General features: G+C 67.5%; 14 protein-coding genes and 1 tRNA gene. 12 read left to right on the plus strand and 3 right to left on the minus strand.

What is annotated here, in order from left to right:
- The first annotated feature begins 340 nt into the window (after nucleotides 1-340).
- From AC1G9C_RS09915 to nahK, 3 genes are all read left to right on the plus strand, one after another.
- Nucleotides 341-1,525: a porin gene (locus tag AC1G9C_RS09915; protein ID WP_480410062.1), complete on the plus strand. Its 1,185-nt coding sequence runs from the start codon at nucleotides 341-343 to the stop codon at nucleotides 1,523-1,525.
- Nucleotides 1,526-1,756: 231 nt separating this feature from the next.
- Nucleotides 1,757-2,911 (plus strand): nitric oxide-sensing protein NosP, encoded by a 1,155-nt coding sequence (gene nosP, locus AC1G9C_RS09920; protein ID WP_480410063.1) that lies wholly within the window; start codon nucleotides 1,757-1,759, stop codon nucleotides 2,909-2,911.
- On the plus strand, nucleotides 2,850-5,495 hold the full coding sequence (gene nahK, locus AC1G9C_RS09925) for a hybrid sensor histidine kinase/response regulator NahK/ErcS' (RefSeq protein ID WP_480410064.1): 2,646 nt from the start codon (nucleotides 2,850-2,852) through the stop codon (nucleotides 5,493-5,495). Before nosP ends, nahK begins: the two co-directional genes overlap by 62 nt.
- Before the next feature lie 120 nt (nucleotides 5,496-5,615).
- On the opposite strand, the gene AC1G9C_RS09930 is transcribed toward nahK, so the two are convergent.
- On the minus strand, nucleotides 5,616-6,305 hold the full coding sequence (locus tag AC1G9C_RS09930; RefSeq protein ID WP_122107709.1) for a crotonase/enoyl-CoA hydratase family protein: 690 nt from the start codon (nucleotides 6,303-6,305) through the stop codon (nucleotides 5,616-5,618).
- A 185-nt stretch (nucleotides 6,306-6,490) separates the two neighbouring features.
- Here AC1G9C_RS09930 and AC1G9C_RS09935 point away from each other — a divergent pair, with 185 nt between their 5' ends.
- The 5 genes from AC1G9C_RS09935 (at nucleotide 6,491) to efp (ending at nucleotide 9,564) form a co-directional block, all read left to right on the plus strand.
- A complete protein-coding gene (locus AC1G9C_RS09935; protein ID WP_480410065.1) occupies nucleotides 6,491-6,709 on the plus strand; it encodes a hypothetical protein in 219 nt (72 codons plus the stop codon).
- A 94-nt stretch (nucleotides 6,710-6,803) separates the two neighbouring features.
- A tRNA-Ser gene (locus tag AC1G9C_RS09940) sits at nucleotides 6,804-6,893 on the plus strand.
- Nucleotides 6,894-7,497: 604 nt separating this feature from the next.
- Entirely contained in the window at nucleotides 7,498-7,704 is a 207-nt protein-coding gene (locus AC1G9C_RS09945; protein WP_122107712.1) for a hypothetical protein, read from the plus strand.
- 107 nt (nucleotides 7,705-7,811) lie between these two features.
- Nucleotides 7,812-8,954 carry an elongation factor P maturation arginine rhamnosyltransferase EarP gene (earP, locus tag AC1G9C_RS09950; RefSeq protein ID WP_480410066.1) on the plus strand — a complete coding sequence of 381 codons (1,143 nt, stop codon included), beginning with the start codon at nucleotides 7,812-7,814 and terminating at the stop codon, nucleotides 8,952-8,954.
- 34 nt (nucleotides 8,955-8,988) lie between these two features.
- On the plus strand, nucleotides 8,989-9,564 hold the full coding sequence (gene efp, locus AC1G9C_RS09955; protein WP_031303472.1) for an elongation factor P: 576 nt from the start codon (nucleotides 8,989-8,991) through the stop codon (nucleotides 9,562-9,564).
- A gap of 120 nt (nucleotides 9,565-9,684) precedes the next feature.
- On the opposite strand, the gene AC1G9C_RS09960 is transcribed toward efp, so the two are convergent.
- The gene (locus AC1G9C_RS09960; protein WP_480410067.1) at nucleotides 9,685-10,647 is read right to left on the minus strand and encodes a LysR family transcriptional regulator; all 963 of its coding nucleotides are present in this window, start codon (nucleotides 10,645-10,647) and stop codon (nucleotides 9,685-9,687) included.
- 100 nt (nucleotides 10,648-10,747) lie between these two features.
- Here AC1G9C_RS09960 and AC1G9C_RS09965 point away from each other — a divergent pair, with 100 nt between their 5' ends.
- Nucleotides 10,748-11,500: a sulfite exporter TauE/SafE family protein gene (locus tag AC1G9C_RS09965; RefSeq protein WP_397497273.1), complete on the plus strand. Its 753-nt coding sequence runs from the start codon at nucleotides 10,748-10,750 to the stop codon at nucleotides 11,498-11,500.
- A 30-nt stretch (nucleotides 11,501-11,530) separates the two neighbouring features.
- Here the strand turns inward: AC1G9C_RS09965 and AC1G9C_RS09970 are convergent, their stop codons facing one another.
- Complete coding sequence (locus tag AC1G9C_RS09970) at nucleotides 11,531-12,385, minus strand: LysR substrate-binding domain-containing protein (RefSeq protein ID WP_021444561.1); 855 nt, start codon at nucleotides 12,383-12,385, stop codon at nucleotides 11,531-11,533.
- Nucleotides 12,386-12,482: 97 nt separating this feature from the next.
- Here AC1G9C_RS09970 and AC1G9C_RS09975 point away from each other — a divergent pair, with 97 nt between their 5' ends.
- The 3 genes from AC1G9C_RS09975 to AC1G9C_RS09985 all read left to right on the plus strand — a co-directional run bounded on the left by AC1G9C_RS09975 (nucleotide 12,483) and on the right by AC1G9C_RS09985 (nucleotide 14,695).
- Nucleotides 12,483-12,716, plus strand: a complete 234-nt coding sequence (locus tag AC1G9C_RS09975) for a DUF1127 domain-containing protein (RefSeq protein WP_122107716.1) — start codon at nucleotides 12,483-12,485, stop codon at nucleotides 12,714-12,716.
- A gap of 252 nt (nucleotides 12,717-12,968) precedes the next feature.
- Complete coding sequence (locus tag AC1G9C_RS09980; protein ID WP_480410068.1) at nucleotides 12,969-13,451, plus strand: DUF3291 domain-containing protein; 483 nt, start codon at nucleotides 12,969-12,971, stop codon at nucleotides 13,449-13,451.
- A gap of 32 nt (nucleotides 13,452-13,483) precedes the next feature.
- A complete protein-coding gene (locus AC1G9C_RS09985) occupies nucleotides 13,484-14,695 on the plus strand; it encodes a winged helix-turn-helix domain-containing protein (RefSeq protein ID WP_480410069.1) in 1,212 nt (403 codons plus the stop codon).
- Nucleotides 14,696-14,723 lie beyond the last annotated feature (28 nt).

Consider the following 14,723-nt stretch of genomic DNA (forward strand, 5'->3'; position numbering starts at 1 on the left):
AAAGCCCACCCTACGGGCCTTTGCACCCACTCCCAACACTTAACGCAGACATAGCCTTTTTCTTTCCCCTTCTTTTCGATGGTCTTCGCGGCGCACCTTAGGGTTTGCCGCCGGTAGTCGGTGCGCCCTGCGCTTCTACGCCCAAGGATTGTCCCGGTACTACGACCTTTCGCCCGCTACCGGTAGCGGGTCGGTCGCGGGCCGCCCGGGGCAAGTCGGGCAGGGCGCGCCAAAGCAGCGGGCAAACGCTGCCAAGGCAGCGTATGGCCGCTCCCGGCGCCTTTCGATAATCGCCTCCGACCTGACTGCCCTGGCGGTCGCCACTCAAGCGGAGAGCGTTATGCACAACAAGAAGATCGCCAACCCCCGGTTTCTGCCCCTTGCCTTGACTGCGGCCGTCGCCCTGGCCGGCGCCCAGCAGGCCGCCGCCGAGATCGTCCTGTACGACCAGGACGACACCACCTTCTCCACCGACGGCTATATCAACGCTTTCTACGTCAACAGCGACGTGGATCGCGAAGGCGAGCAGTTCGACCGCCGCCAGTCGCGGGTGAAAATGGGCTTTCTGCCCAACTGGATCGGCTTCAACTTCGGCAAGCAGATCGACGATCTCAAGCTCGGCGGGCGTTCCTCGTTCTGGGTGACCATCAACGACAGCGAGCAGAACGGCACCGACACCGCCATCGACGTGCGCCAGTTCTACGGCACCGTGGCCAACCCGGAGTGGGGCGAGGTGCTGGTGGGCAAGGACTTCGGCCTGTTCTCGCGCTCCAACATCTTCCTCGACGAACTGCTGGCCGGTTACGGCAACGTCTCCGATACCCTCGGCCTGGTCGACGGCACCGGGGTGTCCTTCGGCAACATCGGCACCGGCTATCCGTACCCGTTCCCCACCTCGCAGATCACCTACCGCAACAACCACCTGGCCGAGGGCCTGCGCCTGGCGGTCGGCATCATGGACCCGGTGGACACCAACGACGACAGCGCCGTGGGCAAGGCCTACCAGGAAGAGCCGCGTTTCGAATCGGAGGTCAGCTACCAGTTCGACCTGGGTGGTTCGACCATCTACACCTGGATCAACGGCGCCTACCAGACCTCGGAAAACACCGACGACAGCGTCGATACCGTGACCTCCAAGGGCCTCGGCTACGGCGTGCAGGCCAAGTTCGACGGCCTCTCGCTGACCGGCTCGGGCTTCCAGGCCAAGGGCATCAACCCCTTCTTCACCAACAACCTGGGCGAGCCGACCCTGCGCGACATCGACAGCGACGGCTACCTGCTGCAGGGCTCCTACACCTGGGGCAAGAACCGCGTGGCACTGTCCTACGGCAAGACCGAGGACGACGGCAACGGCCTGGGCGTGGCGGCCGACTACGAGACCCGCGGTCTGGCCTACTTTCGCACCATCAACGACAACCTCAAGCTGGTCGCCGAGTACAACCAGTACGAGATCGATGCCGCCGAGGGCAGCGGTCTGAACGAGGACACCGACACCTTCGCCGTGGGCGCCGTGCTCAGCTGGTAAACACCGTTGCACAGGGCCGGGCAGGGGGCGACCGCTGCCCGGTCTTTTTTTGCCTGCGCTTCGTAAGATGCGCCGTGCGCACCAGGTTCCCGGTTACCGCTGCTGCGCCCGGCCTGGCGGCCCCGCGACACCCTACCTAGGAAGGCCCGACCCAGTACTCAAGTAGCATGGGGCAGCCATCCTCCGCTTCGTAGAATTTCCCCCTATCCAGCAGGTGTATTGGGGCGTCTTATGGCCTTGGAACAGTCGGAAGGCGTGCTCAGCGCCGTTTCCAGCGCAAAGGATGTGGAGCAGGCCGCCCAGGAGCTGGCGCGCCAGCTGATCCATCCCTACCTCGGCTTCGTGCTGTTCTTCTGCTCGGCCGAGTACGACCTCGAAGCCCTCGGCCGGGCCCTGGAGCAGCACTTCGGCGGTGTCAGCCTGGTCGGCTGCACCAGCGCCGGCGAGATCACCCCGCAGGGCTACGGCCGCGGCTGCGTGGTGGCGCTGGGCTTCGACCTGCGCTGCTTCTCCATCGCCAGTGCGCTGATCGACGAGATGGAGCGCTTCAACCTGCTCGATGCGCAGCAGCTGGTCGACGGCCTGGTGCGCGACTGTCGCAGCAACGAGCTGGCCTCGATCAAGGGTCACAGCTTCGCCCTGACCCTGCTCGACGGGCTGTCCAGCCGCGAGGAACTGGTGCTCGGCGCGCTCAGTGCGGCGCTGGGCAGCATCCCGCACTTCGGCGGCTCGGCCGGCGACGACAACCACCTGACCCACACCCACGTCTACCACGGTGGGCGCTTTCACAGCGGCGCGGCGGTGGTGGTGCTGTTCAACACCTGGCTCGACTTCGAGGTGTTCAGCACCCACCACATCCAGCCCAGCGGCGAGAAACTGGTGGTGACCCGCGCCGACAGCGCCAGCCGCCGCGTCTACGAGCTCAACGCCGCGCCGGCTGCGCAGGAATACGCCGAGCTGATCGGCGTGCCGCTCGATGCCCTGGACCACCGGGTGTTCGCCGCCTATCCGCTGGCGGTGCGCATCAGCGATCACTACTACGTGCGCTCGATCCAGCAGGTGCACGACGACCTCAGCCTGAGCTTCTATTGCGCGGTGGAGAACGGCATCGTCCTCACCGCGATGCGCCCCGGGCCGCTGCTGCCGAATCTCGAGCAGCTGTTCGCCGGCCTTGAGCAGCGCCTCGGTCCATTGCTGCTGACCATCGGCTGCGACTGTTTCCTGCGCCGCCTGGAGATCGAGAACGCCGGCGGCAGCCTGCCGGTGTCGGCCTTTCTGCGTCGGCAGCGGGTGATCGGCTTCAACTCCTACGGAGAGCAGTTCAATGGCATGCACATCAACCAGACCTTCACCGGAGTCGCCATTGGCCGCCCTGGTCGCGGCTGATGGCGCCGAGCTGCAGGTGCGCCTGGCCGCGCTGGAAGGCGAGAACGCCAAGCTCAGGCGGATCAACGCCGCGCTGATCGAGCGGGTGGAGTCGATCCACTCGCGCGGCGACGACGCCTACGCCGCCTTCCAGCACTCGGTGGTGCTGGCCGAGCAGGTGCGCGAACGCACCGACGCGCTGAACCAGGCGATGGCCGAACTGAAATCCAGCAACCAGCTGCTCAGCGACGCGCGGCTGCGCGCCGAGACCGCCCATCAGCACCTGATCGACGCCATCGAGAGCATCTCCGACGCCTTCGTGCTGTTCGACGATCGCCAGCGCATCGTGCTGTTCAACAGCCGTTTCAAGGCGCTGTGGGCACGCAGCCGGGCGCGCATCGGCACCGGCACGCGGCTGGAGGAGATCAGGCGCCTGAGTCGCAGCACCGGCCTGGTGGTGGAGGCGCAGCTGGGCAAGGAGGGCGAGCCGAGCCTGTTCCGTCTGCAGGACGGCCGTTGGGTGCAGGTCAGCGAGCGGCCGACCCGCGAGGGCGGGCTGGTGATCCTCTACACCGACATCACCGAGGTCAAGCAGAGCGAGGCGCTGCGCCGGGAACAGGCCCTGGCGCAGAAATCGCGCCTGCTGCAGCGCGCGGTGGACAACCTGTCGCAGGGCATGGCCATGGTCAACGCCGAGGGCGCGCTGGAGCTGTGGAACCACCGCTTCCTCGAGCTCTGCGGCCTGGCGCCGATCAGCGCGCATCGGCCCTTCGCCGAGGTGATGGCCGAGAGCGAGCTGGAGCCGCTGACCCCGGCCAGCCGCGATATCGCTGGCAAGCCGCTGCGCCAGGTCGAGGTGCGTCTGTTCGACGGGCGCATGCTCGAGGTGCGCACCCATCCGCTGCCCACCGGCGGCTTCGTCAACACCTTCACCGACATCACCGAGCGCCACCGCCAGGCCCAGGCGCTGAGCGACAGCGAGCGCTGGATCCGCCTGATCACCGACCACGTGCCCGCGCTGATCGCCTACCTGTCGGCCGATCTGGTCTACGAGTTCACCAACAAGGTCTACGAGGAATGGTACTGCTGGCCGCGCGGCGCCATGCTCGGCCAGAGCCTGCGCGAGGTGCACAGCGAGGAGCACTGCCGGCGCCTGGAGCCCTACGTCGAGCGGGCGCTGTCCGGCGAAAGCGTGACCTTCGAGTTCGCCGAGACCAACCACAGCGGCCAGGAGCGCTACATGCTGCGTTCCTACGTGCCCAACCGCCAGGCCAGCGGCGAGGTGGTGGGGATCTTCGTGCTGATCCGCGACATCACCGAGCGCCGGCGCACCGCCGAGGCCCTGCACCAGGCCTACCAGCACCTGGAGCAGCGCGTGCGCGAGCGCACCGCCGAGCTGACCACGGTCAACGAGCAGCTGCGCCGCGAGATCGACGAACGCACGCAGATGGCGGCGCGCCTGCGCGAGGCCAAGGGCGAGGCCGAACAGGCCAACCTGTCGAAGACGAAGTTCCTCGCCGCGGTCAGCCACGACCTGCTGCAGCCGCTCAACGCCGCGCGGCTGTTCACCAGCGCGCTGCTGGAGAAGGACGACCTGTCCGGCTGCGCGCCGCTGGTGCGCAACGTCAGCAACTCGCTGGAGGACGTCGAGAGCCTGCTCGGCACCCTGGTGGATATCTCCAAGCTCGACGCGGGGGTGATCAAGCCGGATATCGCGCCGTTCGCCGTCAGCGAGCTGCTGGAAAATCTGGCCGCCGAATACCATCAGATCGCCGGTAGCGAGGGCCTGCGCCTGGACTACCTGCCCAGCTCGGTGCTGGTGCGCAGCGACGTGCAGTTGCTGGCGCGGATCCTGCGCAATTTCTTGAGCAACGCCATCCGCTACACCGCCAGCGGGCGCATCCTGCTCGGCTGCCGGCGGCGCGGCAACAGCCTGTCGATCGAGGTGTGGGACAGCGGCATCGGCATCGCGCCGGACAAGCTCGGCGAGATCTTCCAGGAGTTCAAGCGCGGCGACACGGTACAGCGCAAGCAGGACCGCGGCCTCGGCCTGGGCCTGGCCATAGTCGACAAGATCGCGCGCATGCTCGGCCACCGCATCCGCGTGGCCTCGCAGCCGGGCAGGGGCTCGATGTTCGCCGTCGAGGTGCCGCTGACTCGCCTGGCGCCCAAGGCGCGGGCGCTGCACGACAGCCCGGACCAGCTGCTGGAGCGCCTCTCCGGCGCGCGGGTGTGGGTGCTGGATAACGACGCGGCGATCTGCGCCGGCATGCGCACTCTGCTCGAAGGCTGGGGCTGCCGAGTGGTCACGGCGCTGAGCGAAGAAGACCTGGCGCGCCAGGTGGACAACTACCACGCCGAGGCCGACCTGCTGATCGCCGACTACCACCTCGACGACGAGCGCAACGGCGTCGACGCGGTGGCGCAGATCAACGCCCGGCGCAGCGCCGCGCTACCGGCGCTGATGATCACCGCCAACTACAGCAACGAGCTCAAGCAGCAGATGCGCGAGCTGGGCCACAGCCTGCTGCACAAGCCGGTAAGGCCGATGAAGCTGAAGGCGGCGATGAGTCATCTGCTCGAACGCGGCGGCTTGGGCGCCTAGGAGCAGGCGCTTCGCCCGTGGCCCCGCCATAAAAACGCCGGATCGGAGCATCGACACATAGCGGGGCATAGCCAACAAAAAGCCCGGCATCAGGCCGGGCTCGGATAAAGCGGGACGGACTCAGATCAGATGCTGCTTGTCCAGCTCGATGGCCGCGTCCAAGGTCTCCAGCAGCGCCTTGCGCACTTTCAGCTTGGTGTTGCGGTGCGCGGTCATGTTGATCTTCTTCATCTGCTGCGCCACGGCGTTGGCAACGGCCATCAGCTCGCCGACCGGCACCACCTTGTCGAGGAAACCGGCGTCCACCGCGCCCTGCGGATCGAACATCTCGCCGTTGATCACCGAGCGGTGGAAGGCCGACTTGCGCAGGCGGTCGCGGGCCAGTTCGATGCCGACGTGGTGCATGGTCATGCCGATCTGCACCTCGTTCAGGCCGATATTGAACGGCCCTTCGACGCCGATGCGGTAGTCGGCCGAGAGAAGGATGAAGGCGCCCTTGGCCACCGCATGGCCCGGGCAGGCAACGATGATCGGGTAGGGGTGGGCGAGCATGCGCCGCGCCAGGGTCGAGCCGGCCGCCACCAGGTTGATCGCGTTCTGCGGGCCGGAGGTCATCACCTTGAGGTCGTAGCCGCCGGAGAGGATGCCCGGCTGGCCGGTGACGATGACGATGGCGCGATCCTGCTCGGCGCGATCCAGCGCGGCATTGAAGGCGGCGATCACGTCGGGGGAGATGGCGTTGACCTTGCCGTTGCTCAGGGTAAGGGTGGCGATGCCGTCTTCGAGTTGGTAGCTGATCAGGTCGCTCATGGCAGTTTCCTTATTAAGGCCGCGGGGCTGAATGTGGGCAGAAGGTACTCAGCCGCACCGCTGCGGTAAAGCGCCGCGGCTGACCGGCGGGTCAGCGATTTCGCCTATTGCCGCGATGGCCGATGGCAATTGGTCGAGGGATCGGGGCGGCAACTAGAGTGGGCGGCGAATCGAAGGAGTCGCCCATGAATCTGCTGTCGTCCATCCTCTGCGTCGCCGCGGCGCTCGTCCTGCTGCTGGTCTCGGTGCTGATCGGCGAGCGCCCGCAGCTGCACAACCCGCTCGGCGTGCTGGCCCTGTTCGCCGTCGGCCTGTTCATCTCCCTGGGTTTTCTGCTGTTCGGCCACATGCGCTTCGACGAGATGCTCGGCGAGCGCCGCGGCGAAGACCCGTCCTGCTCTTAAGCGCATGAATCTTCTGAAAAAAAATTTGCCATCGGGAAAACATTCGACTACATTAGCGCGCCTCGACGGGCTACACGCAAAAACGTCGAGATCCGGTGAAGTGTCCGAGTGGTTGAAGGAGCACGCCTGGAAAGTGTGTATACGGGAAACCGTATCAAGAGTTCGAATCTCTTCTTCACCGCCACTTTCAAAAAGCCCAGCCTTGCGCTGGGCTTTTTCGTTTTCGCCTGGCCGATCTGCACGGCGCCTGCGCTCGGCAGGCACCGCTCGCTAGCGGCTTCGGGCGTGCTGGCCTGCGCATTGTGAGCGCTCCCGAGGCCGGTCAAATCCAGGGCGCCGCAGACTCTCTATTTCCGGTACTCCGCCGTCTATCCGCGTGCCAGAGCCGTGCGTGTGACGCGGGGCAATTTGTATGGTTTGTAAATACGCTTAACTGGCAAATAACCATAAATATCATGAACTGCGATTCGGGCTGGCGGCAGCGGAGCGCTGTCGAGGTTCCCGGCGTTCGTGGCATCTGCTGAGCGGTCCTTTCGTTTTTGCGGAGAGATACGCCCAGGCAGCCGTGCTTCAAGCTCAGCTCGTTGACTCTGGCCATGCTGATGGCCGGCGTCGGTTATGAGTTGGCCGCGGATGCGCCCGTCGTGCTGGCTCTCTATCTGGCGGGCATCTGAGCGGCCGGATGCGATCCATTGGCAATAACCATGGTGACTATCGAAAGCACTGATTTCCGCGCAGGCGGCCAGGCGCCTAAGGTGGACTCAACACAGATTCAGTTGGAGGTCTTTATGTCCCGTATCGATGTGGTGTCCCTGGTCGGCAGCGCCGTACCCGCCGAACTCAGGTCCGACGGCCATATGGCGTGCTGGCTGCTGATGGTCGACGGCCAGCCCAAGGCCGGCCCCTTCGCATCGCGCGAGGCCGCGCTGGCCTGCCAGGCGGTGTGGCTGCTGAGCACCGCCGCGCGCGACGAGGGCGCCGCGCTGCTGGCCTGATCCCATGGTTTTCCTGCGCGTGCTCCCGCGCTCCCCTTGGCCCGCCTCTGGCGGGCTTTTTCTTGTTCGCGAGGTACACTGGCGGCCTTTTTCCGAGGGGCGCATGCGTGGCGAAGTGGGACATTTTCTGCAGCGTGGTGGATAACTACGGCGATATCGGGGTGACCTGGCGTCTGGCGCGTCAGCTGGCCGCCGAGCACGGCCATGCGGTGCGCCTGTGGGTGGACGAGCTGGCCGCCTTCGCGCGCCTGTGCCCCGAGGCGAGCACCACGGCCGCCCGCCAGCAGCTGGCCGGCGTCGAGCTGTGTCACTGGAGTGCGCCCTGGCCCGCGGTGGAGCCGGCCGAGGTGGTGATCGAGGCCTTCGCCTGCCACCTGCCGCCCGCCTATATAGAGGCGATGGCCGCCAGCGGGGCCCGGCGGCTGTGGCTGAACCTGGAATACCTCAGCGCCGAGGACTGGGTGGCCGGCTGCCATGGCTTGCCGTCGCCGCAGCCGGGCGGCTTGCAGAAATTCTTCTTCTTCCCCGGCTTCGTCGCTGGCACCGGCGGCCTGCTGTGCGAGGGCGATCTGCTGGCGCGGCGGCGCGCGTTCCAGGCTGATGCGGCGGCGCAGCAGGTCTTTCTCCAGCGTCTCGGCGTGACGCGCCAGGCCGGCGCGCGGCTGATCTCGCTGTTCGCCTACGAGAACCCGGGGCTGGCGGACTGGCTGCAGGCGCTGGCGGACGAGCGCCAGGCCAGTCAGCTGCTGGTGCCGCAGGGCAAGATCCTCGGCGACCTGCAGGCCTGGCTCGGCGAGGACGGGCTGGTCCCCGGCGACCGCCGGCAGCGCGGCAGCCTGCAGATCCAGGTGCTGCCGTTCATGGCGCAGGACGACTACGACCGCTTGCTCTGGTGCTGCGACCTCAATGCGGTGCGCGGCGAGGATTCCTTCGTCCGCGCGCAGTGGGCCGGGCGACCGCTGCTCTGGCACACCTATCAGCAGGAGGAGGGCGCCCACTGGGAGAAGCTGGAAGCTTTTCTGGCGCTGTACGGCGCCGAACTGTCGCCCGCGGCGGCCGCAGCCCTGGGCGAATTGTGCCGCGCCTGGAACGCCGGCAAGGGCATGGGCGAGGCCTGGGACAGGCTGTTGCCGGTCTGGCCGGAGCTGGCGGCGCACGCCGAGCGCTGGTGCGTTGAGCAGGCCGCTCGGCCGGACCTTGCCACGGCGCTGGAACAGTTTTACCGAAATTGGCTATCATACGCGGCCTAGATTTCTGTACCTCCCGCATATTTCGGATATTCGTATGAAAACCGCACAAGAAATGAAGCCCAACAGCGTGGCCCTGATCGACGGCCAGCCGTGGCTGATCCAGAAGGCCGAGTTCACCAAGTCCGGCCGTAACAGCGCCATCGTCAAGATGAAGCTGAAGAACCTGCTCAACGGCTCCAAGACCGAGACCGTGTACAAGGCCGACGACAAGATGGAGCCGGTGATCCTCGAGCGCAAGGAAGTGACCCTGTCCTACATCAGCGGTGAGGACTACGTGTTCATGGATCCGGAGTACAACTCCTACGAACTGCGCGCCGAAGACCTGGAAAGCGTCCTGCCGTTCATCGAAGAAGGCATGACCGACGTCTGCGAAGCCGTGTTCTTCGAAGGCAAGGTGATCTCCGTCGACCTGCCGACCACCATCGTGCGTCAGGTGGTCTATACCGAGAACGCCGCCCGTGGCGACACCTCCGGCAAGGTGATGAAACCGGCCAAGCTGCGCAACGGCACCGAGATCAAGGTCGCCGAGTTCGTCGGCATCGACGACTGGATCGAGATCGACACCCGTGACGGTTCCTACAAGGGCCGCACCCAGGCGCCGCAAGCCTAAGCCTGCGCGTCAGACAAAACCCGGCCTTGCGCCGGGTTTTTTGTGCCCGGGATTCGGGCTCTGCCGGCGGCAAGGCTCCGGCTTTGTCGCGGCCAAAGCTCCTCCCACGTATTCCCCGTGCTATTGCTGCGGCGTCGCCAGGCCGGCCTGCAGGGCCTGGTCCCAGGGCGGCGGGAAGCCGAAGCGCTGCTTGAGAAAGCTCAGCAGCAGGCGCGTGCGCGGGCTGGCTTCGCGTTCCAGGCGCAGGGCGTAGATGCTCACCGGCTCTGCCGGCGGCAGGCCGGTCTCGCAGAACAGCGGCAGCAGTTCGCCGCGCTGCAGGTGCTCGCTGCTCAGCCAGGTCGGCAGGTGGGCGATGCCCAGGCCGGCGAGGGCGCTGAACAGCAGGGTTTCGGCGTTGTTGGTGGTCAGGCGCAGGCGTTTGGGCTTGCACAGCTGCAGCTTGCCGTCCGCCTCGAAGCGCCAGGCGTAGGGCGGCGCCAGGCTGTCCCAGTCGAGGCCGTCGTGCTGCTCCAGCTCCAACGGGCTGCGCGGAATGCCGCGGCGGCGCAGGTAGTCCGGGCTGGCGCAGAGGATGCGGGTCATCGAGGCCAGCGGCGTGGCGACCAGGCGACTGTCCGGCAGCGGGCCGATGCGCACGACTATGTCCACTTCGCCGAGGTGTTCGCCGTGCAGGTCGGTGAAGCTGTCGATCAGGCGCAGCTGCACGTCCAGCCCGGGGTTGGCGCCGAGAAACTCGGCGATGGCCGGGGCCAGGTGGCGGCGGCCGAAGGGCGAGGGCGCGTCGATGCGGATCAGCCCCTCCGGCGCGCTGCTCAGCGACACCGCCTCGGCGCGCGCCAGGTGCAGTTCGGCGAGGATGCGCCGGGCGCGCTCGGCGAAGGCCAGGCCGGCCGGGGTGACGCGCACTGCGTGGGTGCTGCGGCTGAACAGACTGCTGCCGAGGCCGCGCTCCAGGGCGTCGATGCGCCGCGCCACCGCCGAGGGCGTCAGCGGGTGGCGGCGCGCGACGGCGGAGAAGCTGCCGGCCTCCAGCACGTCGAGAAAGAGTTGCAGCTGGTCGGTCAGGGCATCGGGGTTCATGGCGGTTCTGCTGTGCGTGATAAGCGCAGCCATTGTGCGCGGCTATGCGTTTCCGCGCCAGCCGCCCCTGATTAGCATGCGCCCATTGCCTGGAGGTGCCATGAATCTGCTCGATCTTTCGCTGAATCTGTTGCTGGGCCTGAGTCTGGGCACCCTGGGCGGGCTGTTCGGCATCGGCGGCGGGCTGATCGCCATTCCGGTGCTCGGCGTGCTGTTCGGCCTGGATCAGCAGCTGGCCCAGGGCACGGCCCTGGTGATGGTGGTGCCCAACGTGATGCTGGCGCTGTGGCGCTACCACCAGCGCAACCGCATCGATCCGCGCCACGCACTGCTGCTCGGCGGCTCCAGCCTGCTCTGCGCCTGGCTGGCCTCGCTCTACGCGGTGGGGCTGGAGGCGCGCACCATGCGCTGGGCCTTCGTCGGCTTCCTGCTGGCCCTGGCCGCCTACAACCTGCTGCGCATGTCGATGCGCCAGGCGCCGGCCAGCGCCGAGCTGCGTCATCCCTGGGGCTGGTTCGGCGCGCTGGGCGGAGTCTCCGGCGCCATGGGCGGGCTGTTCGGCGTCGGTGGTGCGGTGGTGGCCACGCCGGTGCTGACCAGCCTGTTCGGCACCAGCCAGGTGGTGGCCCAGGGGCTGTCGCTGTCGCTGGCCTTGCCCAGCACCGGGGTGACCCTGCTGACCTACGCGCTGCACCAGCACGTCAACTGGTGGATGGGCGTGCCCCTGGCGGTGGGCGGGCTGCTCAGCATCAGCTGGGGCGTGCGCATGGCCCACGCGTTGCCGGAGCGCCTGCTGCGCAGCCTGTTCTGCGGTTTTCTGCTGGTCTGTGCGGCGCTGCTGGCCCTGGAGTAGCGGCGGCGGGCGCTGCTGGATTGCCTCCGGCTACAGGCGAAAGCCCTCGACTATATGCTCGGCCAGGCACTCGGTGACCGGCGACTGGCTGGCCTCGTTGCGCAGCAGCACGATGCTCGCCGAGGGCATGGCCGGCAGCCCCTCGGCCTCGCCGATGATGCGCATGTCCGGGGTGATCAGGCTCTGCAGCTGCGCGGTGATCGCCAAGCCGGCGCTGACCACCGCCATGATCGCCGACAGGCTGGGGCTGGTGTAGGCGATGCGGTACTCGCGCTCCATGGCGTCCAGCGCATTGCACGCCCAGGAGCGGCAGAAGCATTGCGAGTTGAACATCGCCAGCGGCAGCGGCTCCTGTTCGTGCGGGCTGAAGCCCTGGGCCTCGGCCCAGACGATGCGCTCCTGGCGCAGCAACTGGCCGATTTCCTTGCCCGGTTCGCGGGTGACGATGGTCAGGTCCAGATCCTGGCGCTGCAGCAGCTGGAACGAGGGTTCGCAGTGCAGCTCGACCTGCACCATGGGGTAGGCCTGGGCGAAGCGCGAGAGGATGCCGGGCATGAAGCGCATCACGTAGTCGTCCGGCGTGCCGATGCGCACGGTGCCGACCATGTGCGGCTCGCGCAGGGTGGTCAGCAGCTCGCCGTGCAGCTTGAGGATGCGTCGGGCGTAACCGAGCAGCAGCTGGCCCTCGGCGGTCAGGCTGACCTGGCGGCCGTCGCGCTGGAACAGCGGGCGCTGCATCACGTCTTCCTCGAGGCGCTTCATCTGCATGCTTACCGCCGATTGGGTGCGGTTGACCGCCTCGGCGGCGCGGGTGAAGCCGCCCTGGTCGACGATGGCGACGAAGGTGCGCAGCAGTTCGCTGTCGATACTGGGGTACAGGGCCATCCATCAATCTCCCAGATGCAGTGCATAAGAAACATTCGTTGGATTGATCTTAAGCCCGGCGCGAGACTGGCGCCAACCCCACAGGGAGGGCAAAGAGATGAAAGGTCAAAAAGGTTATGCCGTCGCTCAGCCGCTGCACTTCGCCGCTCCGCGCCTGGGCGCCCGCTTGCTGTCGATGGCGCGTCAGTTGCGCCGCTGGTGGCAGCTGGCCGAGCAGCGCCGCCGTCTGGGCATGCTCGACGATGCCGCGCTCAAGGACATCGGCCTGAGCCGCGCCGATGCGCTGCAGGAGAGCGAGCGGCCGTTCTGGGACGATCCGCTCAAGCGCTGAGAGCCTGTTCAAAGGCTCGCGAGCTAGAGCAATGCAATACCGATGGCGGCCCCGCCAAAACAGGCGAGGGCCGGTCGGAGTCGCGCTCGACTTTACGAGCTGTAAATGAGCAGCCCGAGCCTGTTTTTAACGCAGCAGTGCCGACGCGCAGCAGACTTTGAACCGGTTCTGAGGCCGTGGCGCTGTGGGGCTCGCCGGCCCGGCAGCGCAGCCCGATACCCGCATCATGTAATGGATAGACAAGGAGTGCCCATGCCCGGTTACCACCTGGCCCAGCTGAATATCGCCAACCTGGCGGCGCCGCTGGATTCGCCGCCGCTGGCCGATTTCGTCGCCAATCTGCAGCGCATCAACGCCCTGGCCGAGGCCTCGCCGGGCTTCGTCTGGCGACTCGCGGACGAGGGGGGCGACGCCACCGCGTTGCGCCCGTTCGGTGAGGACGTGCTGGTCAATCTGTCGCTCTGGCGCGACGTCGAGAGCCTGAGCGACTACGTCTACAAATCGGCCCATCGCGAGATGCTCAAGCGCCGCCGCGAATGGTTCGAGCCGGTGCCGCAGGCGCATCTGGTGCTCTGGTGGGTGGCGGCCGGACAGCGGCCGAGCCTGGAGGAGGCGGCCGAACGTCTGCAGCGCCTGCGCCGCGAGGGGCCGACGCCTGCGGCCTTCAGCTTTCGCCAGCGCTTCCTGGCGCCCGACGCGCAGCCGTCGTTGCCACTGGAGCTGGCGCGCGACTAGTCTGGGCGCATCGCCACACCAGGGACGGCCCCATGCCCGATTCACTCTCCCTCGCCGAAGCCCGGCGCCTGGTACTGGCCGCCCAGGGCTTCGGTCGTGCCCCGCGCGGCGTCGTCGGCCGGCGTCAGTTGCTGAGCCAGGTCGAGCGCCTCGGCGTACTGCAGCTCGATTCGGTCAACGCGCTGGTGCGCTCGCACTACCTGCCGGCCTTTTCCCGTCTCGGCCACTACGCGCCCGAGCTGCTCGACCAGTTGGCCTGGGGCAAGCCGCGTCAGCGCGCGCTATTCGAGTACTGGGGCCACGAGGCCTCGCTGTTGCCGCTGGAGATCCATCCCCTGCTGCGCTGGCGCATGCGCCGCGCGGCGCAGGGACGCGGCATCTACCGGCAATTGGCGGAATTCGGCGCACAACGCGGTGAGGTAATCGCCCGGGTGCTGCAGGCGGTGCGCGAGCAGGGCGCGCTGGGCGCCGGCAGCCTGTCGAGCCGCCAGCAGCGCGCCGGCCCCTGGTGGGACTGGAGCGAGGAGAAGCACGCGCTGGAATGGCTGTTCGCCGCAGGCGAAGTGACGGTGGCCGGACGCCGCGGTTTCGAGCGCCTGTACGACCTGCCCGAGCGGGTGATTCCCGCCGCCATCCTCGCGCAGGCTGAGCCGGACGAGGCCGAGGCGCAGCGCCGCCTGCTGCTGCGCTCGGCCGCGGCGCTGGGACTGGCCACGGAACAGGATCTGCGCGACTACTACCGGCTCGACGCCGCCGACTGCAAGGCGCGCCTGGCCGAGCTGGTCGAGGCCGGTGCACTGCGGCCGCTGCGCGTCGAGGGCTGGAAGGCGCCGGGCTACTGCCTCGGCGAGCCGAGCATCCCGCGCAGGATCGAGGCCAGCGCGCTGCTGTCGCCGTTCGACTCGCTGATCTGGGCCCGCGAGCGCACCGAGCGGCTGTTCGGCTTTCGCTACCGCCTGGAAATCTACACCCCGGCGCACAAGCGCGTGCACGGCTACTACGTGCTGCCGTTCCTGCACCAGGAGCGCCTGCTGGCCCGCGTCGACCTGCGCAGCGAACGGGCGCAGGGTCGCCTGGCGGTGCATGCCGTGCATCTGGAGGCGGCGTGGCCGAGCGAGGACACGCTATGGGCGCTGGCCGGCGCGCTGCGAGCGCTGGCGCAGTGGCTGGGACTGGACGGGGTGGCGCTGCACTGCCGCTCGCAGCCGGCGCAGCGCTTGCGCGGGGCCTTGCTCGAAACGTAGCCCGGATTGCCGCCGGGCTAGGGCACTG

This window comes from Pseudomonas sp. ABa2, from assembly GCF_056676075.1.

What these genes read in the sequence shown, in the direction of transcription:
- AC1G9C_RS09965 (WP_397497273.1), top strand. Translation starts at nt 10,748, where the DNA reads ATGAATCTGCTCGATCTTTCGCTGAATCTGTTGCTGGGCCTGAGTCTG.
- AC1G9C_RS09930 (WP_122107709.1), bottom strand. Translation starts at nt 6,305, where the DNA reads ATGAGCGACCTGATCAGCTACCAACTCGAAGACGGCATCGCCACCCTT.
- AC1G9C_RS09980 (WP_480410068.1), top strand. Translation starts at nt 12,969, where the DNA reads ATGCCCGGTTACCACCTGGCCCAGCTGAATATCGCCAACCTGGCGGCG.
- AC1G9C_RS09985 (WP_480410069.1), top strand. Translation starts at nt 13,484, where the DNA reads ATGCCCGATTCACTCTCCCTCGCCGAAGCCCGGCGCCTGGTACTGGCC.
- AC1G9C_RS09915 (WP_480410062.1), top strand. Translation starts at nt 341, where the DNA reads ATGCACAACAAGAAGATCGCCAACCCCCGGTTTCTGCCCCTTGCCTTG.
- AC1G9C_RS09975 (WP_122107716.1), top strand. Translation starts at nt 12,483, where the DNA reads ATGAAAGGTCAAAAAGGTTATGCCGTCGCTCAGCCGCTGCACTTCGCC.
- AC1G9C_RS09945 (WP_122107712.1), top strand. Translation starts at nt 7,498, where the DNA reads ATGTCCCGTATCGATGTGGTGTCCCTGGTCGGCAGCGCCGTACCCGCC.
- AC1G9C_RS09970 (WP_021444561.1), bottom strand. Translation starts at nt 12,385, where the DNA reads ATGGCCCTGTACCCCAGTATCGACAGCGAACTGCTGCGCACCTTCGTC.
- AC1G9C_RS09960 (WP_480410067.1), bottom strand. Translation starts at nt 10,647, where the DNA reads ATGAACCCCGATGCCCTGACCGACCAGCTGCAACTCTTTCTCGACGTG.
- nosP (WP_480410063.1), top strand. Translation starts at nt 1,757, where the DNA reads ATGGCCTTGGAACAGTCGGAAGGCGTGCTCAGCGCCGTTTCCAGCGCA.
- nahK (WP_480410064.1), top strand. Translation starts at nt 2,850, where the DNA reads ATGGCATGCACATCAACCAGACCTTCACCGGAGTCGCCATTGGCCGCC.
- efp (WP_031303472.1), top strand. Translation starts at nt 8,989, where the DNA reads ATGAAAACCGCACAAGAAATGAAGCCCAACAGCGTGGCCCTGATCGAC.
- AC1G9C_RS09935 (WP_480410065.1), top strand. Translation starts at nt 6,491, where the DNA reads ATGAATCTGCTGTCGTCCATCCTCTGCGTCGCCGCGGCGCTCGTCCTG.